Here is a 23,157-nt window from a genome sequence, read left to right on the forward strand (position 1 = left end):
CGGTGCGGATCACCGTGTGAAGGTTCAGTGCTGCTGGCTGTGCGCGGTCAGCTCGCTGGGGCGCACCACGACGAAACCCTCGCCCTGGAGCTTCAATTGGACGGTTTCTCCGGAACCGCCGCGCAGCATCGAGCCGATGGACTGGGACCGGTGCAACGAGGTCTGCAGGTGCGCGGTCCAGCCGACCACCGCGTCGGTGTCGGCGTACACCGGCGCCTGCGCCGAGACCGGGATGACCAGCGGGCTGCCGTCGCAGACCAGGCCGAGCCGGCCGTGCCCGCTGAACACGCTGTTGAACAGGCCGCCGCCGGCGATGCCCGAGCCCTTGACGGTCTTGATGTCGTACGACAGTGAGGCGTCGAAGCACAGTACGTTGCGGCCGTTGACCGTGAACCGGTCGCCGGGCTCGACCTCGACGATGAAGCAGTTCTGCGCCTCGTGCGCGAACCAGGCCTCGCCCCGGCCGCGCACCGCCATGAGGGGCAGCCCCTCACCGGTGACCGCGCGCTTCAGCATGCCGCCGACGCCCTGGCCCTTGCGCTCGAAGGCGAGGCTGCCCCGGTAGGCGACCATCGCGCCCTGGCGGGCGTACATCGCGCCGTCCACCGCGTACTTGAGGCACTTGGCGTTCTCGACGGACATGCCCGGCTCCACGGCCGGCTGCACCACGTGCTCACTGGAAAAGAGATCACCCTTCATGCGGGCATGGTCTCCTCCCGCCGAGGACCGGCACCAGGGCCCTCGCCCGCGCGAAGGTGCGTGCGACGTCGGTCACATTCCGGCCGTGCAACCCGTGCCATGGCGTGAACGTCCTCACAGGCGACACACAGTTGGTCAGTCGGTGATCACTCTGCGGCACGCATTCGTAAAGGATTGCCATAGAAGGTCGCGAAATCGATCATTCCGCCTTTACGTGCACATGACTGATCCGCAAGGGTTACGCCCGGGGGCCCGACCAGCCCCCGTGACGCGCAACCGCGTCACGCCTCAGGGCGGTTGGGGACCCCAGCCGCTGCAGACAAAAGGAACCTTGATCCTTGCGTAGACCGCACATACGCAGCGTCGCTGTCGCCATCGCGGTGACGACCGCTGCCACGGGCCTGGCCGGTACGGCATTCGCGGGTCCCTCGACGGGGGTGGAGCGGTCCTCGGCGTCCGCGACCACGAACGCCACCGCGGTGGTGGAGGCGGCGCGCACCGCGGCCTTCGCCCACGCCTCGGCGACCGGCGTCTCCCAGGGCGACGCACTGCACGCCCAGGACGTCATGCTCGACCCCGAGGGCGCCCGGCACGTCCGCTTCGTCCGCACCCACGACGGCCTGCCCGTCCTCGGCGGCGACCTCGTCGTCCACCTCGACCACAAGCTGGCCTACACCGGTGTGACCCGCGCCGCCGATCAAGCCGTCAAGCCGGCCACCACCAAGGCCGAGCTGACCGCGGCTCAGGCCGCCGCGAAGGCCGCCCGCGCCGCCAAGGGCGAGGCGGGCGCCGCGCAGCTCGTCGTCGACGCGCGCGACGGCTCCTCCGCCCTCTCCTACCAGGTGAGCGTGACCGACGACCAGGGCGGCTCCCACACCGTCGTCGTCGACGCCGTCACCGGCAAGGTGCGCAGCAACACCCCCGACAGCGACGAGTTCCTGTCGCCGAAGCTGCTCCAGAGCCTGCGCAGGCACGGCGAGACCATCGACCCGGCCACCGGCACCGGCTCCGCCTCGCCCGAGGCCGGCCTGCTCGGCTCCGGCGTCTCCGGCGCCACGGCGAGCTACCCGTCGGCCGCCAAGGGCACCGGCAAGACCCTCTTCGTGGGCTCCGTCGGCCTGACCACCACGCAGACCTCGCGCGGCCACTACCAGCTGAAGGACCCGAGCCGGTACGGCACCGAGACGCGCGACGCCAAGGGCTCGTACACGGAGAAGTTCAGCTCCGGCACCAAGTTCACCGGCACCACCAACGTGTGGGGCAACGGCACGACCGCCAACCGGGCCAGCGCCGCGGCCGACGCCCAGTACGGCGTCACCAAGACCCTGGACTTCTACAAGAGCACCTTCGGCCGCAAGGGCATAGCCAACAACAGCAAGGCCGCGCAGGCGATGGTGCACTGGGGCAAGAAGGTCGCCAACGCCTTCTGGGACCCGACCTGCAACTGCATGCTGTACGGCGACGGCGACGGCGACATGTTCAAGAAGCCGCTCGTCGTCCTCGACGTCACCGGCCACGAGCTGACGCACGGCGTGGTGGACGCGACCGCCAAGCTGGAGCCGACCTACGTCGACTCCGACGGCAACCAGTACGGCGAGCCGGGCGCGCTGAACGAGTCGCTCGCCGACATCTTCGGCTCCAACGTCGAGTTCTACGCCAAGAACACGAAGGACACCGGGGACTACCTGATCGGCGAGAAGCTGGGCCTGTCGCAGAAGTTCCTGCGCCGTCTCGACCACCCGTCGCTCGACAAGCTCGAGGGCACCATCGACTACTGGTCGCCGGACACCTACTACACCGAGGTGCACGCCGGTTCCGGTGTCTCCTCGCACGCCTACTACCTCCTCGCGGAGGGCAGCGGCAAGAAGACCATCAACGGCGTGGCCTACAACTCGCCGACCTACGACCACTCCACGGTCAAGGGCATCGGCCGCACCAAGGCCACCGCCATCTTCTACCGTGCCCTGACCCGCTACATGGTCTCCACGACCGACTTCCACGACGCGCGGATCGCGACGCTGAAGGCGGCCAAGGACCTGTACGGCGCGAACAGCACCGAGTACAAGACGGTGGACAAGGCGTGGGCCGCGGTCGACGTCACCGCCGCCAACACCCCGGCCGCCCGTCACTGACGCACGGCCGACGCACCACCGGATGCCCCGCCCCGCGCGGGGCATCCGCATGTCCGGGCCGCCGCAGGGCACCGGTACCTGCGCACACGGGCCGTACCCGTGTGTCACCGGCTGGAGGAGAGGATGGCCCCGGACAACCACGGCGAGACCACCCGCGCCGGACGGGACACCCGTCGAGGTGCGCGGCAGGCGCGTCGGCGCGACCATGATCTGCGTGGGACGGGCAGCCCTGTCCCGGAGGACCCGCAGACGGCCCGGCGGGTCCGGCACGCTCCTGGACGCCGCACCGTGACCGGCCGGTTCGCCCGCGGCTGCCGCCTCGCCGCCGCCCTGCTCACCGTCGCCGCCTGCCAGTCCGCGCCCGCCCGCGTGGGCGCCCTCCCCCCGCCCACCGAGCGGGCCTCCGGGGTCGTGACCTGGGCGGCGAGCGCGGACCGCCTGGGCGAGGGCGTCGCCGGCCAGGACTACCGGCTGATCGTGCACACCAGCGTCGGCGGCGACGATCTGCGCGTCCGCCTGAGCAACGCCTTCGGCGACCGGCCGCTGACCGTGGACGACGTGCACGCCGGGATACGCGCCCGGGGCGCCGCCCTGCGGCCCGGCAGCAACCGGCGGCTGACCTTCGCCGGCGCCCGCACGGTCACCGTCCCCGCGGGCGGCACCGCCTGGAGCGACCCCGTGCCCGGCCGGGTGCCCGCCGGCACCGATCTCGCCGTCAGCCTGCACACCCCGGACGCGGCGGGACCGGCGACCGGCCACTGGCTCGCGATGCAGACGTCGTACACCGGCCAGGGCGACCACACCGCCGAGGACGGCGGCGCCCACTGGACCCGGACGACCGGCGCCTGGTGGTACCTCGACGCCGTGTCCGTACGGCCGTCACGTCCGGGCACCGGGGCCGTGGCCGTGCTCGGCGACTCCCTCACCGACGGCTGGCACTCCACCCCGGACACCGACCGCCGCTGGCCCGACTACCTCGCCCGCCGCCTGCACAGGGCCCACACGGCCGTCCAGGGCGTCGCCGACGAGGGCGTCGCGGGCAACCAGGTGCTCGCGGACGGCGCCGGGCAGAGCGCCCTGCACCGGCTGGACCGGGATGTGCTGTCCCTGCCCGGGGTGCGCACCGTGTTCCTCTTCGAGGGGGTGAACGACCTCAAGGCACACACCGGTGTCCGCGCGCGGGACCTGATCGCCGGCTACCGGAAGATCGTCCAGCGGGCGCACGCGGCGGGCAAGTGCGTGGTCGCCGCCACCATCGGACCCTTCGGGGGCTGGCCCGAATGGGACCGGCGCGACGACGCGGTGCGCCGGCAGGTGAACCGGTTCGTCCGCGGCGGCGGGGAGTTCGACGCCGTCACCGACTTCGACCGCGCCCTGCGCCGCCCGCACGACCCCGCGCGGCTGCGGCCCGCCCTCGACGGCGGCGACCATCTCCACCCCGACGACCGCGGCATGCGGTCGCTGGCGGACGCGGTCCGCCCGAGCAGCCTCGACTGCGCCCGCTGACCGGCCGGGACGCCGGAGCCGCGCGCACGCGAAGCGGCACGGGGAACCACGCGATCCCACGAGCCCCCGCAGCCGCCGACGCGGACACCCCCGGCCCGCCGGCGCTCAGCCCCGCAACGTCTCCGCCCAGTTCCCCGGCACCCGCCCGGCAGGCCCCGGCACCGGCTGGTCCGCGGGATGGCTGGCGGGCGGCGCCAGTTCGGGCCCCGCCGTGTACAGCTCGTCCGTCGCGTAGTTCCAGAACCACTCCTCGCCCGGCTCGAAACTCCGGATCACCGGATGCCCCGTGGCGTGGTAGTGGGCGGTCGCGTGCTTGGCGGGGGAGTCGTCGCAGCACCCGATGTGCCCGCACTGCGCGCACCGGCGCAGATGGAACCACCAGCCGCCCGCCGCCTCGCACTCCACACATCCCGGGCCGCTGGGCGGGACGCCCGGGTCGACTCCTTCGACGGTGCTCATGCCGTTTCCTCCACTTCCTCCGGCGCCTCGGCGGTCAGCGGCAGCAGCACCTGGAAACGGGTGTCACCGGGGACCGAGTCGACGCGCAGGCTGCCGTGATGCTTGTTGACGACGATCCGCCAGGAGATGTCCAGGCCCAGCCCGGTGCCCTCGCCGACCGGCTTGGTGGTGAAGAACGGGTCGAAGATCCGGTCCTTGATCTCCGGCGGCACACCCGGGCCGGTGTCCCGGAACTCGACCAGGAGCCGCTCGTGGTCGAGCGCGGTCCGCACCGTCAACGTGCCCGAGCCGCCCGCCCCGTTGATGGCCGACACGGCGTTGTCGACCAGGTTGGTCCACACCTGGTTCAGCTCGGCCGGGTAGGCGGGCACCGGCGGGAGCGTGCGGTCGTACTCCTTGACGACCTTGATGCCGGCGCCGATCTTGCCGGACAGCATCAGCAGCGTGCTGTCGAGGAGTTCGTGGACGTCCACCACCCGGTAGGGCGCCCGGTCCAGCTGGGAGTACTGCTTCGCGGCGTCGACCAGATGCGAGATCCGGGTGGTGGAGTCCTCGATCTCGTTCATCAGCAGCTCGGTCTCGATGGTGTAGTTGAGCCAGCCGACCGCTCCGGGCAGGATCTCCGGGTCCACGGCCGCCGCGACCTGCTCCAGCCAGTCGACGTCGAGCCCGGCCTGCACGAAGGTGGGCGCCAGCTGCCAGGCCTGGCCGATGCCGTGGTCCTCCAGCCAGTCCGTGAGCAGGTCCTCCCGGTCGGCGGCCTCCAGGGGAGTGAGCACCGGCGCCTTGGCGACCCGCTCCGCGGTGCGCTCCTGCACCTCGATCAGGCTCGCCAGCGCGTCACGGGAGAAGGGCCCTTCGGAGATCACGGCGAGCTTGCGCCGCATCTTGGCGACCCGTTCGCGCAACGTCGCGGTGGCCCGGACCGCTGCCGCCGCCGGGTTGTTCAGCTCGTGCGTGAGCCCGGCCGACAGCGAGCCGAGCGCCAGCAGCCGCTCCCGCTGCCCGATCGCCGCCTGCGTGTTCTTCGAGCCGAAGAACAGGCCCTCCAGCAGGTGCACGGCCATCGGGAACCACTCGGTCATGACGTCCGCGAAGATGTCCGCCGGCAGCACGAAGAACCGCGACGGCTCCGTCACCCGCATCGAGTTGTTGTAGACCTGCCGCACCCGGTCGCCGAGGTAGGCCTGCATCGCGCCCGCGTACACCCCGCGCTGCGAGGTGCGGGCGACCTCCACGTCGTCGCCGGCGACCCGGCGGGACAGCACCACCGTGCCCTCGATCATCACGAAGAAGCAGGTCGCCGGGTCGCCCTCGGTGTACACCGGGCCGGGCTCGAACAGCTCCACCCGCCCCTCGCCGCACAGCCGGCCCAGCTGCTCGGGGCTCAGCTTCTCGAAGAGGAACAGCGAGCCGATCTCCTTCGGACTGCACGGCATGATCTGCCCGCTCATGGCTGCTCCCCGTCGTTCACGACTGTTCCAGATACCGGTGGACGAGCATGACGGCCATCGCTCCCTCGCCGACCGCGGACGCCACGCGCTTGGCGGACTCGGCACGGGCGTCACCGGCCACGAACACGCCGGGGACGCTGGTCTCCAGGTGGTACGGCGGCCGGTCCAGCTCCCAGCCGGCCGGCGGCCGCCCGTCGGCGGTCAGATCGGGCCCGGCCAGGATGAACCCGCGCTCGTCGCGCAGCACCGCGTCGCCCAGCCAGTCGGTCAGCGGGGCGGCGCCGATGAACACGAACATCCACTGGGCGTCGACCCGTTCGCACTCTCCGGTCACCGTGTCACGCAGCGTCAGCTGCTCCAGGTGGTCCGAGCCGTGCGCCGCGTCCACGACGGTGTGCGGCCGCACCGAGATGTTCGGCGCCTCGTTGATCTGCTGGATCAGGTAGTGCGACATCGACGCCGACAGGTCGGGCCCGCGTACCAGCAGCGTCACCGACTTCGCGCCCCGGGACAGGTACATCGCCGCCTGGCCCGCCGAGTTGGCGCCGCCGACGATGTAGATGTCCTGGCCCTGGCAGGAGGCGGCCTCGGTCAGCGCCGAGCCGTAGAACACGCCGCACCCCGTGAGATCGGTGCAGCCCTGCGCCTCCAGCTGCCGGTACTGCACGCCGGTCGCGAGGATCACGCTGTGCGCCGCGATCGCCGTGCCGTCCGCGAACCGTACGACCCGGGCGGCGCCGTTGGCCTCCAGCGCCGTCACCTCGCGGGCGGTGAGGATCTCCGCGCCGAACTTGGCGGCCTGCCGGCGCGCCCGGTCGGTGAGCTGGGCGCCGGACACCCCGTCGGGGAAGCCCAGGTAGTTCTCGATCCGGGAGCTCTGCCCGGCCTGCCCGCCGGTGGCCGAGCGCTCCACCAGCACGGTCCTGAGCCCCTCGGACGCCCCGTACACGGCGGCGCCGAGCCCGGCGGGCCCGCCGCCGATCACGATCAGGTCGTAGAAGTCGGCCGTCGGAGTCGTCGCCAGGCCCACCCGCGCCGCCAGCTCCGGGGCCTCCGGCTCGACAAGGGTGCCGCCGTCCGGCGTGATCACCAGCGGCAGCCGCGCGTCGTCCGCTCCGGCGGCCGCCAGCAGCCGGCGGCCCTCCGGCTCCTCCACCGAGTACCAGCGGTAGGGCACCTGGTTGCGGGCCAGGAACTCGCGCACGTTCGACGACCGGGCCGACCAGCGGTGCCCGACGACCTTGGTGCTGGGCACGGGCCGGTAGGCGCTGCTGCGCCAGGCCTCGAGCAGGTCGTCCAGGACCGGGTAGAGCTTCTCCTCCGGCGGGTCCCAGGGCTTGAGCAGATAGTGGTCCAGGTCGACGACGTTGATCGCGTCGATCGCCGCGTTGGTGTCCGCGTACGCGGTGAGCAGCACCCGCCGCGCGCCCGGATACACGTCCAGCGCCTGCTCCAGGAACTCGATGCCGTTCATCTGCGGCATCCGGTAGTCGGCCAGGATCACCGCCACCAGGTCGCCGCGCAGCTTCAGCTCCCGCAGCGCCTCCAGCGCGGACGGACCGGACTCCGCGCGCACGATCCGGTACGACTCGCCGTAGCGCCGCCGCAGATCGCGGGCGACGGCGCGGGAGACCCCCGGGTCGTCGTCCACGGTCAGGATGACGGTCCGCGCTGTGTCGGCGGCCTGTGCCATACGTCTCCCACCCCGAGCTTCCGTGTCACGGACCGGTGTCGTGGGGACCACCGCGCCGGTTCCCAGCCATCGTATGTTCGATCGCCCCGGTTCGCCCTGGGATACGGCAGGCGGCCCGGTCACCCGGGGCGGCCGGAGATCACCGGGCCCGTGCGCGCCGTGCCCGATAGTGGGCACCAGGACCACGACGGCGACGACGAGGGGAGCACGCATGACACGCCCGATCACGGCAGGAGTCGACGGCACCGAGGAGAGCCTGGCCGCGCTGGACTGGGCCTGCCGGGAGGCCGTACGCCGCGGGCTGGCCCTGCGCGTGGTGCACGCCTGGCGCTACGCCGAGTCGCTCGCCACCGCCGACCGGGACACCCAGTACGGATGGGTCTCGCAGGGTGTGGCCGACGCCGTGCGGGCCGTCTGCGAACGGCATCCGGAGCTGCCGGTGAGCGTCGACGTCGTCGAGGGCGACCCGGTGGACGCGCTGACGGGTGCCGGGGCGGAGGCCGAGATGCTGGTGCTGGGCTCGCGCGGGCACGGGGCCGTCCTCGGGTTCCTGCTGGGCTCGGCCGGCCGGCAGGTGATCGCCGGGGCGACCCGGCCGGTGGTCCTGGTGCGCGCCGGGGACCGGCCCGCCGCGGAGGCCGCCGGGCGGGACGTCGTGGTCGGCCAGCACGGCGAACCCGAGGACAGCGCGGCCGCCCTGCGGTTCGCCTTCGAGACGGCGGCGGCCCGCGACGCGACCGTCCGGGCGGTGCGCGCGTGGACCCTGCCGCCGGTGTTCGCCTACAGCCCCGGCTCGCTCAAGCTCCTCGACGACGCAGGCGGTCTCGAACCCTACGAGCGGCAGGCCCTCACGCGGGCGCTGCGGCCGTGGCGGGAGCGGTTCCCCGAGGTGCCCGTCGCCGAGCAGGTCGAGATGGGCAGCGCCGGCCAGGTGCTGCTGTCGGCGGCCGAGCGGGCCCAGCTGGTGGTCGTGGGGCGCCGCGCGCACCGCGGTGCCGTGGGCGCGCGGATCGGGTCGGTCGCGCACGGGGTGCTGCACCACGCCGGGTGCCCGGTCGCCGTGGTCCCGCACGACTGAGCTACTCGGCCTCGACCGGCTCCAGACCGGCCCGCGCCTTGGGCAGCACGTTCTCGATGTAGTCCTTGACGGCGGTGTCGAGGCCTATGTCGTGCTGGGCGCGCTCGGACAGGTACCAGCGGTGCTCGAGGAGCTCGTGGTAGATCTCCGCCGGGTCCATCGAGCCGCGCAGCTCGGGCGGCACGGCCCGCACGGTGGGCCGGAACACGTCCCGCACCCAGCGGTGGGCCAGCACCTCGGGGCGGGCGGCGAGGGGGTCGCCCGGGGCGTAGTCCTCCTGGGTGGCCATCCAGCTCTCCAGGTCGTTCAGCAGCCTGCGCGCCAGGTTCTCCTCGGCGTCCAGGCCGGTCAGCCTGAGCAGCTGGCGCTGGTGGTGGCCGGCGTCGACGACCTTCGGCACGAAGGTGACGCTGTCGCCGTTGGAGGAGTGCTCGATCTGCATCTCGGCGACGTCGAACCCGAGGTCGTTCAGCCGGCGGATCCGGCGTTCGATGTAGTGGTACTTGCCCGCCGGGTACACCGAGGTGCGGGTCAGCTCCTGCCACAGGCCCTGGTACCGGGTGCAGATCTCGTGCCCGAACTCCACCGGGTCGACGGAGGGGTGCAGCGCGCCGGACGCCTCCAGGTCCAGCAGCTCGCCGCTGATGTTCACCCGGGCCAGATCGAGGTCGTACTCCCGCTGCCCGGGGCTCAGCCGCGGGTGCAGGTCGCCGGTCTCGGCGTCGACCAGGTAGGCGGCGTAGGCGCCCGCGTCCCGGCGGAACAGCGTGTTCGACAGGGAGCAGTCGCCCCAGGCGAACCCGGCCAGGTGCAGGCGCACCAGCAGCACCGCCAGGGCGTCCATCAGCCGGTGCATGGTCGCCGGGCGCATGGTCGTCTCGAACATCGAGCGGTACGGCATCGAACCGCGCAGATGCCGGGTGACCAGCACCGGCTCCAGCGGCCGGCCCGCGCGGTCGGTGCGGCCGGTGACCACGGCGAGCGGGTCGACGGCGGGGATGCCGAGCCGGTCGAGGTCGCGCAGCAGCTCGTACTCGCGCAGCGCGGGACGCTCGGCCAGCTCCTTGACGGCGATCACCTCGTCCCCGGCGTGGGCGTACCGCACGATGTGCCGGGAGATGCCCCTCGGGAGCGGCACGAGGTATTCCTCGGGCCACTCCTCCAGGGGCACGTCCCAGGGGAGGGCGAGCAGCAGGGCGGGGTGCTCCGGGTTCGTGGCGCTGATGTGCAAGGCCATGGCACGAACCCTAAGGCCCCGCGCGGCTGTTCTAGGAGGCCCGCTCCCGCGCCTGCTCGGCCGCCGCGCGCACCGGGCCCCGGTGCACCGGGCCGTGGCCGGGCAAGAGGGTGTCGCCGTCGAGCGCGCCGATGACCTCCAGCGAGGCCACGGCCCGGGCGCGCTCGTGGTGGAAGAAGTCGAGGAGCATCTGGGGGCCCTTGGTCCGCGAGGTCGCGTGGCCGGTGGCCAGGGCGTCGCCGGAGATGACGATGCCCGCCTCGGGCAGGTGGTAGACGCAGTGGCCGTCGGTGTGGCCCGGGGTGTGCACGGGCACCGGGCGGCCGGGCAGGTCGAGCGGGCCCTCGGCCGGGAACGGCTCGGGCGCGGTGACGGGGTTGTGCCGGGTGCCGCCGACCTTGATGACGTGCCGCGCCCACGGCACGACACCGGGCCGCCAGGCGTTGCGCACCACGTCTCCGATGGTGGCCTGCTGCAGGAAGTCCCGTCGCGCGTGCGGCACTTCGGCCGGGTGCAGATAGACGGGGGTGCCGTGGGCGGCGCGCAGGTACTCGGCCGAGCCCAGGTGGTCGTTGTGCGCGTGGGTGATCAGCACGGCGGCCACCGCCTCCGGTGAACTGCCCACCTCGGCCAGGGAGTCCAGGACCCCCTGGCGGTCTCCCGGGTAGCCGGTGTCCACCAGCGTGACGGCGTCGCCGTCCTTCAGGATCACCCAGTTGACGTGGTGGCCGTGCACCAGATAGGTGCCGTCGGCGACCTGGTGTACCTCTGCCCGCATGATCTCCCCGAGCCCTGTGCGGCCGATCGTCGGGGACAGCCAACCAGATGCGCCGGCGCCGCGCACCACCCGGCTGGTGTCACCGCACGCCCTGCGGCCGGAACTGGATGCTGATGCGCGGCCCCGCGGCCCGGGCGGTCTTCGGCACGCAGTGCTCCCAGGTCCGCTGGCAGGAGCCGCCCATCACGATCAGGTCGCCGTGCCCGAGCGGGCGGCGCACCGCCGCACCGCCTCCGCCGGCCGGGCGCAGCAGCAGGTCGCGGGGCTCGCCGACGGAGAGGATCGCGACCATGGTGTCCTCGCGGGCGCCCCGTCCGATCCGGTCCCCGTGCCAGGCCACGCTGTCCCGGCCGTCGCGGTAGAAGCACAGCCCCGCCGTGGCGAACGGCTCGCCCAGCTCCTCGGCGTAGTGCCGGGACAACGCCTCGCGCGCCTCCTCCAGCACCGGATCGGGGAGCGGGTCGCCGGCGCCGTAGAAGGCCAGCAGGCGCGGTACGGCGACCACGTTGTCGTACATCTTCCGGTGCTCGGCGCGCCAGGGCACGTCGGCCGCGAGCTTCTCGAACAGGGCGTCGGCGCCGCTCAGCCAGCCCGGAAGCACGTCGATCCAGGCGCCGGCGCCCAGGTCGGTCCGGCGCAGCCCGTCCAGCGGGCCGGGCCGCAGCTCGTCGGTCTGGTCGAACAGGGAGCCCTGGAGGTGCGTGGCCATGAGCCCAGCCTACGCCTTAATCGAAAACCTGTTCCCATGATCTACCGGCCCGCCGAATCGGGGGCCCTTCCCGATACACCGGTGTATCGGATACATTCTCGTATCCAACCGGAGGGAGCCGTGATGGACGACCCCGCCCCGCGGGTCACCAGACGCCGGGTCCGGACGCGGGCGCGGCTGCTGGACGCCGCGTTCCGGGTGTTCGCCGCGAAGGGCTTCGGCCGGGTCTCCATCGAGGAGGTCTGCGAGGCGGCCGGCTTCAGCCGGGGCGCCTTCTACTCGAACTTCGCCACGCTGGACGAGCTGTTCTTCGCGCTGTACCAGGAGCGCGCCGACCTCATCGCCTCCCAGGTGGCCGAGGCCCTCGCCCAGGAAGGCCCCGGACTCGACGTGCCGGCCTCCGTGGACCGGGTCACCGAGGTGCTGCTCCTCGACGTGGACTGGCTGCTGGTCAAGACCGACTTCCTGGTGCACGCCGCCCGCGACCCCGAGGTCGCCCGGGCGCTCCTCGACCACCGCGCCCGGCTCCGGGAGGCGATCGCCGACCGGCTGTTCCGCGCCCGCGGCCGCACCGGCCTGCCCGCCGTGCTGGGGGGCGTGGAAGGCGCCGCGCACGCCGTGGTCGCCGCGTACGACGGCGTGACCGTCCAGCTGCTGCTGGACAAGGACGTCGAGGCCGCCCGGGTCTGGCTCAAACAGCTGCTCACCGCCCTCCTCACCGACGGCAGCCACGCCCCCAGCAGCCCGCACTCCGCCGCACGTCCCCGCAGAACCCCGCACGAGGACCCTCAGGAAGGACACAGTCACGATGGACGCTGACGTCATCGTCGTCGGAGCGGGCCTCGCCGGCCTGGTCGCGGCACACGAGCTGACCAGCCGGGGCCGCCGGGTCGCCCTGGTCGACCAGGAGAACGCCGCCAACCTCGGCGGCCAGGCGTACTGGTCCTTCGGCGGGCTCTTCCTCGTCGGCTCCCCGGAGCAGCGCCGCCTCGGCATCAAGGACTCCTTCGAGCTGGCCTGGAGCGACTGGCAGGGCAGCGCGCAGTTCGACCGGCTGGACGACGAGGACTCCTGGGCGGTGCGCTGGGCCCGCGCCTACGTCGAGTTTGCGGCCGGCGAGAAGCGGTCCTGGCTCCAGGGCCACGGCATCGAGCTGCTGCCGACCGTCGGCTGGGCCGAGCGCGGCGACCTCAGGGCGGACGGCCACGGCAACTCCGTGCCCCGCTTCCACATCGCGTGGGGCACCGGCACCGGCGTGGTCGAACCCTTCGTGAAGTACGCCCGCCGGGCCGCCCGCGACGGACTGCTCACCTTCCACCACCGCCACCGGGTCGACGAACTGGTCGTCGAGAACGGCACGGCACGCGGGGTGCGCGGCACCGTGCTCGCCGACGACCACGCGCCGCGCGGCGCCGCCTCCAACCGCGACCGCGTCGGCGACTTCGAACTCACCGCGCAGGCCGTCGTCGTCACCACCGGCGGCATCGGCGCCGACCACGACATCGTGCGCCGCTACTGGCCCGCCCGGCTCGGCACCCCGCCCGCCGAGATGGTCACCGGCGTCCCGGCCTACGTGGACGGACGGATGCTCGACATCAGCGCCGAGGCCGGCGTCCGGCTGGTCAACCGCGACCGCATGTGGCACTACACCGAGGGCCTGCAGAACTGGGACCCCATCTGGCCCGGCCACGGCATCCGCATCCTGCCCGGCCCGTCCTCCATCTGGCTCGACGCCCTCGGCCGCCGGCTCCCCGGCCCCTGCCTGCCGGGCTACGACACCCTCAACACCCTCAAGTACCTGCGCACCACCGAGGACATCGCGGGCTACGACCACTCCTGGTTCATCCTCACCCGGAAGATCATCGAGAAGGAGTTCGCGCTCTCCGGCTCCGAGCAGAACCCCGACATCACCGCCAGGGACCGCAAGGCCGTCCTGCGCGACCGGCTGCTGGGCAGCGGCGCGCCCGCACCGGTGCAGGCCTTCGTCGACAAGGGCGCGGACTTCGTCACCGCGCGCAGCCTGGAGCAGCTCGTCGGCAAGATGAACGCGCTGGCCGGCACACCGCTGCTGGACCCGGCCGAGGTGCGCCGCCAGATCGAGGCCCGCGACCGGCAGCTGGCCAACCCGTACAGCAAGGACTCCCAGATCCAGGGCATCCGCAACGCCCGCCGCTACATAGGGGACCGGCTCGGCCGGGTGGCCACGCCGCACCGCATCCTCGACCCCGCCGCGGGCCCGCTCATCGGCGTCAGGCTCCACATCCTCACCCGCAAGACCCTCGGCGGCATCCAGACCGACCTCGACTCGCGCGCCCTGGCCGCCGACGGCACGCCGATCGAGGGACTGTACGCGGCCGGTGAGGTGGCGGGCTTCGGCGGCGGCGGTGTGCACGGCTACAACGCGCTGGAGGGCACCTTCCTCGGCGGCTGCCTGTTCTCCGGGCGCGCCGCCGGCCGGCACGCGGCCGCGCACACGGGCTGAGGCCGCGGGCGGACGGAGGGCGCCCGCCAGCCTGACGCGCGGTCACCCGGGCCGGCTGAGACTTGACCAGAACGAGAGGGAGCGCGGCACACCGGCGCGCCTAGTCTGTCGGCCAGCCGTTCCCCCGCCCCCTCCCGAGGAGCGCCCGTGTCGCCACGCCCCGGACAGCCCGCCCGCCGCCGCACCGCCGTCCTGCGCCGCGAGGCGGTCCTCGCCGCCGTCCCGGTCGCCGTGGCGGCACTGCTGGGCGCCGCCGCACCCGCGGCGCCGGGCACGGCCGGCGCGCCCGGCGCGGGCGACCCCTACTTCCCGCTCAGCGGCAACGGCGGCTACCACGTCCGGCACTACGACCTGACGCTCCGTTACGACACCACCTCCCGGCGTCTCGACGGCACGGCCGTGCTCGCCGCCCGCGCCGGCCGGAACCTCAGCCGCTTCGACCTCGACCTGACCGGCCTGAAGGTAACCCGCGTCACCGTCGACGGCGCCCCCGCGGCCTTCCGGCACACCGGCCAGGAACTCGTCGTCACCCCGCGCCGCACTCTGCGCACCGGCCGGGACTTCCGCATCGCCGTCGCCTATCACGGCACCCCGAAACCGGTCACCGACCCCGACGGCAGCGCGGACGGCTGGATCCCCACCGACGACGGCGCCTTCGTCGCCGGCGAGCCCCAGGGCGCGATGACCTGGTTCCCGGCGAACGCCCACCCCAGGGACAAGTCGTCGTACGACATCACGATCACCGTCCCCCAGGGGCGCACGGCCGTGGCCAACGGCGTCCTGCTCGGGCAGCGCACCGCGCACGGCCGTACCACCTTCCGCTGGCGCGAGCCCCAGCCGATGGCCGCCTACCTGGCCACCGCCACCGTCGGAACGTTCAAGGCCGAGCAGTACACCACCCGCGACGGCATCCGCGTCTACAACGCCGTGGACCCGCGCGAGGCGAGCGCGGCCGCGCCGGTGCTGAAGAAGCTGCCGTCCGTCCTCGCCTGGGAGAGCACGCTGTTCGGGCCGTACCCGTTCCGCTCGGCCGGGTCGGTCGTCGACCACGCGAACGTCGGCTACGCCCTGGAGACCCAGACCCGGCCGTTGTACGACTCCGCGCCCGACCTCGGCACCCTCGTCCACGAGAGCGCCCATCAGTGGTTCGGCGACTCCGTCTCCCTGACGGCCTGGAAGGACATCTGGCTCAACGAGGGCTTCGCCACCTACGCCGAGTGGCTCTACACCGAGCAGCACGGCGGCGACAGAGCGCAGAAGGCCTTCGACGCGCTCTACGCCCGCCCGGCGAGCGACCACCTGTGGGCCTTCCCGCCCGGCGACCCGGGCAGCGGCGCGCGCATCTTCGACACGCCGGTCTACGCCCGCGGCGCCATGGCCCTGCACGAGCTGCGCCGCGCCGTCGGCGACCGGGACTTCTTCCGGATCCTGCGCGCCTGGGCGGCCGGCCACCGCTACGGCCACGGCACGACGGCGCAGTTCGAGCGGCTCGCCGAGCATGTCTCGGGCAAGCGGCTGGACGGGGTGTTCCACACCTGGCTGTTCACGAAAGGCAAGCCGAACCGCGCCTGAATCCTGACCGGTTCCCCACACGTGTCCGCCAGGGTCGGCACCATGAACCGCCACGCAACCGCCGTCGCCCCTCCGGGCACACGCCCACCGGCCCGCACGCCGAGCGTCCCGGACGCCTAGGATCCGAACTCGTGTGCGCACATGTGCTGGTCGCCGAGGACGACGAGAAGCAGGCCGAACTCATCCGCCGCTCCCTGCTGGCCGAGGGACACACCGCCACGGTGGTGCACGACGGCGCCGCCGCCCTGGACGCCGCCCGCGGGCTCAGACCCGACCTCGTCGTCCTGGACCTGATGCTGCCGGTCGTCGACGGCTTCGAGGTGTGCCGGGCGCTGCGCGGCGGCGCGGACCCGGAGACACCGGTCGTCATGCTCACCGCCCGCTCCGCCGAGGACGACGTGCTGCTCGGCCTCGGACTTGGCGCCGACGACTACATGACCAAGCCGTACAGCCCGCGCGAGCTGATGGCCCGCATCCGCACGGTGCTCCGGCGCAGCGGGCGCGGCGCGGGCGGCCGGGACGGCGACCCCGCCGTCCGGGCCGCCGGGATCAGCGTCGACCCGGTACGGCACGAGGTGCGCTGCGACGGGGCGCTCGTGGACTGCACGCCCGCCGAGTTCCAGATCCTGCTGGCCATGGCGGCGGAGCCGGAACGGGTCTTCACCCGGCGGCAGTTGCTGCAGTGCACCCGCGGCTTCGACCGGGCCTCCACCGAGCGGGCCGTCGACGTGCACATCATGAACCTGCGCCGCAAGATCGAGACCGACCCGCGCCGCCCGGCCCGGCTGCTGACGGTCTTCGGCGTCGGCTACAAGCTGAGCGGCCCCCGCCCGTGAGACGCCCCGGGCACACGGACGCCCGCCCGGACCGCCGGGCCGGCTCCGTCAAGCGGCGGATCCCGGTGCGCAAGAGGCTCCTGGTGCGGCTGCTCTCCGTCTCCGCCCTGATCGCCGTCTGCTCGGTGGCCGCCACCGCCTGGCTCGCGGTGACCACCACCACCAGCGCCCTGAAGGAGGAGCAGGGCCAGGACCTCGCCGCCGACAACAGCATCCTGGCCCGGCTCAGCGGGTACGCGGCCACCCACTCCGACTGGACGGACGTCCGCACGACCGTCCGCCGGCTGGCCGCCGAGACCGGCCGCCGCATCGCCCTCACCACCACCGACCGCACCCTCCTCGCCGACTCCGCGCCCCGCGGCACCCCGCTGCCGCCCCGGCCCGCCGCCACGGTCGACCCGCTGCGCACCGACACCTACAGCGAGACGGGCGCCCAGCTCAGCGGCATCGACCCGCCCGTGGTCGGCCCCTACCGGCTCCCGGCGAAGGAGCGCGCCGGCCTCGACGCGCTGGCCGCCCGGCGCAAGCAGTGCTACGAGCGCTACGGCCTGCAGGCCACCGTCGTCCACACGGCGACCGGACGGCCCGTCGTCACCGCCGGCGACGGCGCCGACCCCGCCGCGTACGGCGCGGCGGTGTGCGAGGTCGGCCGGCTCGACACGCCCACCCTGACGGAACGCAAGGCCCTCACCGACCTCACCGGCCTCGCCCGGCCCTGTCTCGGTCAGGCCGGCATCGATCTTCGCGGGCAGCTCTGGTTCACCCCCGACCCGAGCGGCAAGGACCCCTTCGGCACCGGCTATCTCGTCGCCAAGTTCGCCAGGGCGGGCAAGGAGACGACGGCGCACGCCGTCCAGCAGTGCATCCTGACCGCCCGCCGCACCCAACTGGAGCCCTACGTCGCCCCGGTCGCCGACCTGTTCCTCGGCATCGGCGACCGTAACACCTCCCGCTTCGACATGTCCCCGGCCAACAAGGCCAAGGTGATCGGCGCGGCCGGCCTGGTCCTCGCCGTCACCGTCGCCGTGACCGCGCTCGTCGCCACCCGCCTGGTCCGGCCGCTGCGCGCGCTGACCGAGGCCGCCGGGGCGCCGCCCGACCTGCACGTACGGGTGCCGGTGACCACCCGGGACGAGACCGGCATCCTCGCCGAGGCCTTCAACGACCTGACCGAGCGCCGCGCCCGCCTGGAGGCCCAGCGCAAGGCGATGGTCAGCGACATCGCGCACGAGCTGCGCAGCCCGCTCACCAACATCCGCGGCTGGCTGGAGGTCATGCGCGACGGCGTCGTCGCGCCCGACCCGGCCCTGCTGGACTCGCTGCACGAGGAGGCGCTCGTCCTGCAGCGGATCATCGACGACCTCCAGGACCTCGCCGCCGCCGACGCCGGCACCCTGCGGCTGCACCCGGAGCCCCTCAGGGCCGCCGACCTGCTGGACCAGGTCGCCGCCGCCCACCGGATCGCCGCCGGCACCGCCGGGGTCGCGCTGCGCACCGAGGCCGACGCCGGCGCCTGGCTGGACGCCGACCCGGTGCGGATGCGGCAGGCGCTCGGCAACCTGGTCTCCAACGCCCTGCGGCACACCCCGGCCGACGGGACGGTCGCGCTCGCCGCCCGGCGGGAGGGCGCCGACGTGGTCCTCACCGTCACCGACACCGGCACGGGCATCGCGCCCGAGGACCTGCCGCACGTCTTCGACCGGTTCTGGCGCGCCGAGAAGTCCCGCAGCCGGCGCACCGGCGGCAGCGGCCTGGGCCTGCCCATCGTGCGCCACCTGGTCGCCGCCCACGGCGGCACGGCCGAGGCCGGCGGCGAGCCCGGCGGCGGCGCGGTCTTCACCCTGCGGCTGCCCGCGGCCGGCCCGCCGGCCGACGGCACCTGACCGCCTCTGATTCCCCGCGCGCACCAGGGGTACTCCGGTCGCGCGGCGCAGTCGAGGGAGGTCAGGTCATGAGCGCAGCGGAGAACATGCCGGTCGTGTCCACGCTCGCCGAGGTGGCCCGCCTCCTGGACGGCCGGCCGGGCCTGTACGTGCGCTGGTCCAAGGGGCCTCGGACCGACCTCGCCGACGTCTCCAGCACCGATGACCTCACCGGCGTGTCCATGCCGGGGCTGTCCGCCAATCCGCTGGACGTCGAGGAGTGGTGGGCCGACCGGTCCGTGGAACTGTGGGTGGCCCGCCGGCTGTACGACTACTCCCACCTCCCGCACGACAAGGGTCCCGGCGTACGGCCCTGGGTGCTGCGGGGCCGGGAGGCCGCCCGGGGCCCCGACAACGAGCCGCTGGTGACGGACGTCGAGCCGCTGTGCTGGATCGCGGACGAGGCGATCGCCGAGGCCGAGGCCGAGGTCACCCGCCAGGAAAGGGCCTGGGGTACCCTGCGCCGCAGCGGCCCCTGAGACCGGGGACCGGGAGGGCGCCGCCTGCCGACGGGGTCCGGCGCGGTGTGCCCGGGACGGCGGGAGCGGCCCGCCGAGCGATCGACGCCCGCCCTGACGAGGGGCGATGAGAGAGCGACCGGGCCCCGGGCCCCGGAGCCCGGGCAAGGGGCCGGCCGGAGGGGCGGCGGTGCGTCCGGAGCCTGGCCGGGGCTCGGCGGCCGCGCCCCTGTGCCGGCCGTGGTGGGTCCGAGCGGGGGCCTGGCCGCAGCGGGCGGCGGTTCGCCCGGGGGGCGTGGCCGCGGCCGGACCCGCCGGTGCGAGCCGGGGGTGAACCGCCCGGGGGCGTGGCCACGGCCGGACCCGCCGGTGCGTGCCGGGGTCGTGTCGGCCGGAACCGCCGGAGCGTGCCGGGGGTGAACCGCCCGGAGCCGGGCCGGGGTTGCGTCGGCCGGAGCGGGCGGCGGTTCGCCCGGCGGGGGCGGGCGGTCGGTGCGGGGGTGTCAGCCCGAGCGGGGGCGGGCGGTCGGTGCGGGGGTCAGCCCGAGCGGGGGCGGGAGCGGGCGCGGGTCCGGCGGTGCAGGGCCCGGCGTTCCAGTTCGGTTGTTCCGCCCCAGATGCCGATGCTCTGGCCCGTCTCCAACGCCCAGTCCAGGCACGGCTCCCGGACGGGGCACTGCTCGCAGACCGCCTTCGCCCGCTGGGTCTGCACCTGCGCCGGCCCGGTGGTGCCGATGGGGAAGAACAGATCGGGGTCCTCGTGACGGCACGCGGCATGGTCGCGCCAGTTCTCCATGGAAGTCTCCTGGATCGGATGGATGTCGTCCGTGCCTGTCGTATGCACTGCGGGTCGGGTGACCGGTCGGGGCGGCGTGAAACAGCCGCGCCGCAGGGGGAATCGCGCGACGACCGCGATCCGGCCACGGGCACGCGCACGGCCCGGGGCGATCCGTACGCGCTCAACAGGCCGGACGACGGGGCGAACAACCACGGGGCCGGGACCGCCCGTGCCCGACCGGGCGCCGGCGGCGCGGAGTTGGGGGCGAGAACCGGCCGGGACCGCCGTCCGCCGCGCCACCGCCCGACCACCGTACTCCGCGCGGCGCATCCGGAGGTGCGAAAAGGAAGAAACGCCCCGAGTGCCTCAACGGCGCAGCGCCGAGGCCGCCGTCGCCGCCACCGCCTCGGCCAGCGCCGCCAGCGCGGGGGAGTCCAGCCGCCACTGCTGCCAGTACAGCGTGACGTCCATCCACTCCCGGGACAGCAGCACCAGCCGGCCCTCGGCCAGCAGCGGGTCCGCCTGGACCTCCGGCACCATGCCCCAGCCGAGCCCGGCGGCGACCGCGTCCAGGAACCCCTCCGAGGTGGGCACGAGGTGCCGGAGCCGGCCGGCGGCGCCGCGGCCGAGCCGGCGCACGAAGGCGTCCTGAAAGTCGTCCTTGCGGTCGAAGACGACGACGGGCGCCTCGGGCAGGGCGTCGGGCAGTGACCGGCCGTCCAAGTGCGCGGCGGTGAACTCCGGTGCGGCGACGGGGAGATACCGCATCCGGCCGAGCGGCCGGACCGTGCAGCCCGGCACCGGATCGGCCGCCGTGGTCACCGCCGCCATCACCAGGCCCTCGCGCAGCAGGGCCGCCGTGTGGTCCTCGTCCTCCCGGTGCAGCTCGAAGCAGAGGCCCGGCGCCCGGGTCAGCGCCGGCAGGAACCAGGTCGCCAGCGAGTCCGCGTTCACCGCCACCGACACCCGCGTCGGCTCCCCGGCGCCGCTCAGCCCCAGTTCGCCCCAGGCGTCCCGCTCCAGCCGCGCGAGCTGCCGGGCGTACCGGACCAGCACGGTGCCCGAGTCCGTGGGCCGCACCGGTTTGGTGCGCTGCAGCAGCACCCGGCCGGTGCGCTGTTCGAGCGCCTTGACCCGCTGGCTGACCGCCGACGGCGTCACGTGCAGGGCGGCGGCCGCGGCGTCGAAGGTGCCTTCGTCCACCACGGCGAGCAGCGTCCTGATCTGGTCCAGCGGCAGGTCGGGCATCACAAGGGCTAATGATACCTAAGAATCTTTAGCTGTACTTGAGTGCCGGCGCTCCTTAGCGTCGACCGCATGAACCACGCCCTGACCGCCGCTGCGGCCGGATTCGGCACCGGCCTGTCCCTGATCGTCGCCATCGGCGCCCAGAACGCCTTCGTCCTGCGGCAGGGGGTGCGCCGGGACGCCGTTCTCGCGGTGGTGGGCATCTGCGCCCTGTCCGACGCGGTGCTGATCGCCCTCGGCGTCGGGGGAGTGGGGGCGGTCGTGGTGGCATGGCCCGGCGCGGTCCGGGCGGTCGGGATCGTCGGCGGTCTCTTCCTGCTCTGCTACGGCCTCCTCGCCGCCCGCCGGGTGCTCAGGCCGGCCGTGGCGGGACTGAGCACCGAGGGCGAGGCCGCGGGCTCCCGGCGCCGCGCGGTGCTCACCTGCCTGGCGATGACCTGGCTGAACCCGCACGTCTACCTGGACACCGTCTTCCTGCTCGGCTCGCTCGCCGCCGACCGCGGCGCGCTGCGCTGGACCTTCGGGCTCGGCGCCGCGCTCGCCAGCCTGTGCTGGTTCGCCGCGCTCGGCTTCGGCGCCCGGCTGCTCGGCCGCTTCCTGGCCCGGCCGGCGGCCTGGCGGGTGCTGGACGGCCTGGTCGCCGTCACCATGCTCGCACTGGGGGCCACGCTCATGACCGGATCCTGAGTCAGCGGAGTTCTGCGTGCGCAGCGGAGCCCGAGTCACGGAGTTCGGCGTGCACAGGGGTTGCTGAGATAGTTAGGCTCTCGAATCGAAAAGATGTAGCCGGCAACCTCTACGCGCAACAGGACACCCGTGGACACGAGCGAGAGCAGCACCACCGAACGCGACACCGCGCCGGATCCCGCAGCCCCGCCCCGGCGCGGCTGGCGCCGCTGGGCGATGGACACCCGTCCGTTGCGCATCCCCGCCTACCGGCGCCTGTGGACGTCGACGATCGTCACCGCCGTCGGCAGCCAGCTCACCGCCGTGGCCGTGCCCAAGCAGATCTACGACGTCACGCACTCCTCGGCCTGGGTCGGCTACGCGAGCCTGGCCGGACTGGTGCCCATGGTGGCGTTCGCACTGTGGGGCGGGGCGGTCGCCGATACGGTGGACCGCCGCAGGCTGCTGCTGGTCACCAACTGCGGCATCGCGGTGACGTCGCTGCTGTTCTGGGCGCAGGCGGTCACCGGACTCGACTCGGTCGCCGTCCTGATGGTGCTGCTCGTGCTGCAGCAGGCGTTCTTCGGGCTCAACTCGCCCGCCCGCAACGCGTCCATCGCCCGGCTGGTCCCGGCCGAGGAACTGCCCGCCGCCAACGCGCTCGGCTCCACGGTGATGCAGACCGGCCTGGTCGCAGGCCCCCTGCTGGCCGGTGTGCTGATCCCGGTCATCGGGCTGCCCGAGCTGTACCTCATCGACGCCGTGGCGCTGTGCGTGACCGTGTGGGCCGTCTACCGGCTGCCCGCGCTGCCGCCGCTCGGCGAGGCCGCCGCCCGCCGGGCCGGGCTGCGCGAGATCGCTGCGGGCTTCCAGTACATGTCCCGGCACAAGGTGCTGCTGCTGTCCTTCCTCGCCGACATCGTCGCCATGGTGTTCGGCATGCCGCGCGCCCTGTTCCCGCAGCTCGCGGCCGAGACGTACCACTCCTGGGGCGAGGGGCTGGCGCTCGGCGTCCTGTTCGCCGGGATCCCGGTCGGCGCGGTGCTCGGCGGCCTGTTCTCCGGGGTGTTCTCGCGGGCCCGCAGGCACGGCTGGATGGTCATCGGGGCGGTCGTCGGCTGGGGCGTGGCCATCGCCGGGTTCGGGCTGAGCGGCAACCTCTGGGCGGCCCTTGCCTTCCTCGCCGCGGCCGGCGTCGCCGACATGGTCTCGATGGTGTTCCGGGGCGCCATCCTGCTGTCGGCGGCCACCGACGAGATGCGCGGCCGGATGCAGGGCGTGTTCACGGTGGTCGTCGCGGGCGGCCCGCGCCTGGCCGACGTGCTGCACGGCACGGCCGGCTCGGCCTTCGGCCCGCGCGCCGCGGTGGCGGGCGGCGGCGCGCTGGTCGTCGTGGTGATGCTGGCGCTGGCGGCCGCCGTACCTGCGCTGCGCCGGTACCGGATCTGAG

20 protein-coding genes are annotated in these 23,157 nt (G+C 73.8%); 11 read left to right on the forward strand and 9 right to left on the reverse strand.

All coding sequences use genetic code 11. From position 1 onward, the window contains the following. Positions 1-24 precede the first annotated feature (24 nt). Positions 25-699 (reverse strand): AIM24 family protein, encoded by a 675-nt coding sequence (locus OG956_RS33450; protein ID WP_330341755.1) that lies wholly within the window; start codon positions 697-699, stop codon positions 25-27. 338 nt (positions 700-1,037) lie between these two features. On the opposite strand from OG956_RS33450, the gene OG956_RS33455 reads away from it, so the two are divergent. Beyond that, positions 1,038-2,831 carry a M4 family metallopeptidase gene (locus OG956_RS33455; RefSeq protein WP_330341756.1) on the forward strand — a complete coding sequence of 598 codons (1,794 nt, stop codon included), beginning with the start codon at positions 1,038-1,040 and terminating at the stop codon, positions 2,829-2,831. A gap of 288 nt (positions 2,832-3,119) precedes the next feature. Continuing rightward, positions 3,120-4,337: an SGNH/GDSL hydrolase family protein gene (locus OG956_RS33460; RefSeq protein ID WP_330343012.1), complete on the forward strand. Its 1,218-nt coding sequence runs from the start codon at positions 3,120-3,122 to the stop codon at positions 4,335-4,337. A gap of 105 nt (positions 4,338-4,442) precedes the next feature. Here the strand turns inward: OG956_RS33460 and OG956_RS33465 are convergent, their stop codons facing one another. Genes OG956_RS33465 through OG956_RS33475 form a run of 3 tightly spaced genes read right to left on the reverse strand, consistent with a single transcriptional unit; the run spans position 4,443 to position 7,943 of the window. Then, positions 4,443-4,796: a UBP-type zinc finger domain-containing protein gene (locus OG956_RS33465; RefSeq protein ID WP_330341757.1), complete on the reverse strand. Its 354-nt coding sequence runs from the start codon at positions 4,794-4,796 to the stop codon at positions 4,443-4,445. After that, positions 4,793-6,250 (reverse strand): ATP-binding protein, encoded by a 1,458-nt coding sequence (locus OG956_RS33470; protein ID WP_330341758.1) that lies wholly within the window; start codon positions 6,248-6,250, stop codon positions 4,793-4,795. Before OG956_RS33470 ends, OG956_RS33465 begins: the two co-directional genes overlap by 4 nt. Positions 6,251-6,266: 16 nt before the next feature. Continuing rightward, entirely contained in the window at positions 6,267-7,943 is a 1,677-nt protein-coding gene (locus tag OG956_RS33475; protein WP_330341759.1) for an FAD-dependent oxidoreductase, read from the reverse strand. 211 nt (positions 7,944-8,154) lie between these two features. On the opposite strand from OG956_RS33475, the gene OG956_RS33480 reads away from it, so the two are divergent. Continuing rightward, positions 8,155-9,021, forward strand: a complete 867-nt coding sequence (locus OG956_RS33480; RefSeq protein WP_330341760.1) for a universal stress protein — start codon at positions 8,155-8,157, stop codon at positions 9,019-9,021. Position 9,022: 1 nt separating this feature from the next. Here OG956_RS33480 and OG956_RS33485 read toward each other — a convergent pair whose 3' ends face one another. The 3 genes from OG956_RS33485 to OG956_RS33495 all read right to left on the reverse strand — a co-directional run bounded on the left by OG956_RS33485 (position 9,023) and on the right by OG956_RS33495 (position 11,745). Further along, a complete protein-coding gene (locus tag OG956_RS33485; protein WP_330341761.1) occupies positions 9,023-10,258 on the reverse strand; it encodes a DUF4032 domain-containing protein in 1,236 nt (411 codons plus the stop codon). A gap of 31 nt (positions 10,259-10,289) precedes the next feature. Continuing rightward, positions 10,290-11,036: an MBL fold metallo-hydrolase gene (locus OG956_RS33490; protein WP_330341762.1), complete on the reverse strand. Its 747-nt coding sequence runs from the start codon at positions 11,034-11,036 to the stop codon at positions 10,290-10,292. Between the two features lie 79 nt (positions 11,037-11,115). After that, positions 11,116-11,745: an alpha-ketoglutarate-dependent dioxygenase AlkB gene (locus tag OG956_RS33495; RefSeq protein ID WP_330341763.1), complete on the reverse strand. Its 630-nt coding sequence runs from the start codon at positions 11,743-11,745 to the stop codon at positions 11,116-11,118. A 123-nt stretch (positions 11,746-11,868) separates the two neighbouring features. Between OG956_RS33495 and OG956_RS33500 the strand changes: the two genes are divergently transcribed. From OG956_RS33500 to OG956_RS33525, 6 genes are all read left to right on the forward strand, one after another. Beyond that, a complete protein-coding gene (locus tag OG956_RS33500) occupies positions 11,869-12,564 on the forward strand; it encodes a TetR/AcrR family transcriptional regulator (protein WP_330341764.1) in 696 nt (231 codons plus the stop codon). Then, a complete protein-coding gene (locus OG956_RS33505; RefSeq protein ID WP_330341765.1) occupies positions 12,554-14,227 on the forward strand; it encodes an FAD-binding dehydrogenase in 1,674 nt (557 codons plus the stop codon). Before OG956_RS33500 ends, OG956_RS33505 begins: the two co-directional genes overlap by 11 nt. Positions 14,228-14,374: 147 nt before the next feature. After that, positions 14,375-15,799 carry a M1 family metallopeptidase gene (locus tag OG956_RS33510; RefSeq protein ID WP_330341766.1) on the forward strand — a complete coding sequence of 475 codons (1,425 nt, stop codon included), beginning with the start codon at positions 14,375-14,377 and terminating at the stop codon, positions 15,797-15,799. A 131-nt stretch (positions 15,800-15,930) separates the two neighbouring features. After that, positions 15,931-16,635, forward strand: coding sequence for a response regulator transcription factor (locus OG956_RS33515; protein WP_330341767.1), 705 nt, complete (start codon positions 15,931-15,933; stop codon positions 16,633-16,635). After that, a complete protein-coding gene (locus tag OG956_RS33520) occupies positions 16,632-18,518 on the forward strand; it encodes a sensor histidine kinase (RefSeq protein ID WP_330341768.1) in 1,887 nt (628 codons plus the stop codon). Before OG956_RS33515 ends, OG956_RS33520 begins: the two co-directional genes overlap by 4 nt. A gap of 68 nt (positions 18,519-18,586) precedes the next feature. Next, positions 18,587-19,036, forward strand: coding sequence for a DUF6098 family protein (locus OG956_RS33525; RefSeq protein ID WP_330341769.1), 450 nt, complete (start codon positions 18,587-18,589; stop codon positions 19,034-19,036). Positions 19,037-19,553: 517 nt separating this feature from the next. Here the strand turns inward: OG956_RS33525 and OG956_RS33530 are convergent. Continuing rightward, positions 19,554-19,811 (reverse strand): WhiB family transcriptional regulator, encoded by a 258-nt coding sequence (locus OG956_RS33530; protein ID WP_330341770.1) that lies wholly within the window; start codon positions 19,809-19,811, stop codon positions 19,554-19,556. 348 nt (positions 19,812-20,159) lie between these two features. Further along, positions 20,160-21,041, reverse strand: coding sequence for a LysR family transcriptional regulator ArgP (locus OG956_RS33535; RefSeq protein WP_330341771.1), 882 nt, complete (start codon positions 21,039-21,041; stop codon positions 20,160-20,162). A 69-nt stretch (positions 21,042-21,110) separates the two neighbouring features. Between OG956_RS33535 and OG956_RS33540 the strand changes: the two genes are divergently transcribed. Further along, on the forward strand, positions 21,111-21,728 hold the full coding sequence (locus OG956_RS33540) for a LysE/ArgO family amino acid transporter (RefSeq protein WP_330341772.1): 618 nt from the start codon (positions 21,111-21,113) through the stop codon (positions 21,726-21,728). Positions 21,729-21,857: 129 nt separating this feature from the next. Continuing rightward, the gene (locus OG956_RS33545) at positions 21,858-23,156 is read left to right on the forward strand and encodes an MFS transporter (RefSeq protein WP_330341773.1); all 1,299 of its coding nucleotides are present in this window, start codon (positions 21,858-21,860) and stop codon (positions 23,154-23,156) included. Position 23,157 lies beyond the last annotated feature (1 nt).

It is taken from the genome of Streptomyces sp. NBC_00557 (assembly GCF_036345995.1).
GTDB lineage: Bacteria > Actinomycetota > Actinomycetes > Streptomycetales > Streptomycetaceae > Streptomyces.

Bases quoted from the DNA above. Each gene is read 5' to 3' on its own strand.
- OG956_RS33475 (WP_330341759.1), bottom strand. From the start codon at position 7,943: ATGGCACAGGCCGCCGACACAGCGCGGACCGTCATCCTGACCGTGGAC.
- OG956_RS33505 (WP_330341765.1), top strand. From the start codon at position 12,554: ATGGACGCTGACGTCATCGTCGTCGGAGCGGGCCTCGCCGGCCTGGTC.
- OG956_RS33450 (WP_330341755.1), bottom strand. From the start codon at position 699: ATGAAGGGTGATCTCTTTTCCAGTGAGCACGTGGTGCAGCCGGCCGTG.
- OG956_RS33495 (WP_330341763.1), bottom strand. From the start codon at position 11,745: ATGGCCACGCACCTCCAGGGCTCCCTGTTCGACCAGACCGACGAGCTG.
- OG956_RS33485 (WP_330341761.1), bottom strand. From the start codon at position 10,258: ATGGCCTTGCACATCAGCGCCACGAACCCGGAGCACCCCGCCCTGCTG.
- OG956_RS33480 (WP_330341760.1), top strand. From the start codon at position 8,155: ATGACACGCCCGATCACGGCAGGAGTCGACGGCACCGAGGAGAGCCTG.
- OG956_RS33470 (WP_330341758.1), bottom strand. From the start codon at position 6,250: ATGAGCGGGCAGATCATGCCGTGCAGTCCGAAGGAGATCGGCTCGCTG.
- OG956_RS33500 (WP_330341764.1), top strand. From the start codon at position 11,869: ATGGACGACCCCGCCCCGCGGGTCACCAGACGCCGGGTCCGGACGCGG.
- OG956_RS33540 (WP_330341772.1), top strand. From the start codon at position 21,111: ATGAACCACGCCCTGACCGCCGCTGCGGCCGGATTCGGCACCGGCCTG.
- OG956_RS33535 (WP_330341771.1), bottom strand. From the start codon at position 21,041: ATGCCCGACCTGCCGCTGGACCAGATCAGGACGCTGCTCGCCGTGGTG.
- OG956_RS33465 (WP_330341757.1), bottom strand. From the start codon at position 4,796: ATGAGCACCGTCGAAGGAGTCGACCCGGGCGTCCCGCCCAGCGGCCCG.
- OG956_RS33490 (WP_330341762.1), bottom strand. From the start codon at position 11,036: ATGCGGGCAGAGGTACACCAGGTCGCCGACGGCACCTATCTGGTGCAC.
- OG956_RS33525 (WP_330341769.1), top strand. From the start codon at position 18,587: ATGAGCGCAGCGGAGAACATGCCGGTCGTGTCCACGCTCGCCGAGGTG.
- OG956_RS33530 (WP_330341770.1), bottom strand. From the start codon at position 19,811: ATGGAGAACTGGCGCGACCATGCCGCGTGCCGTCACGAGGACCCCGAT.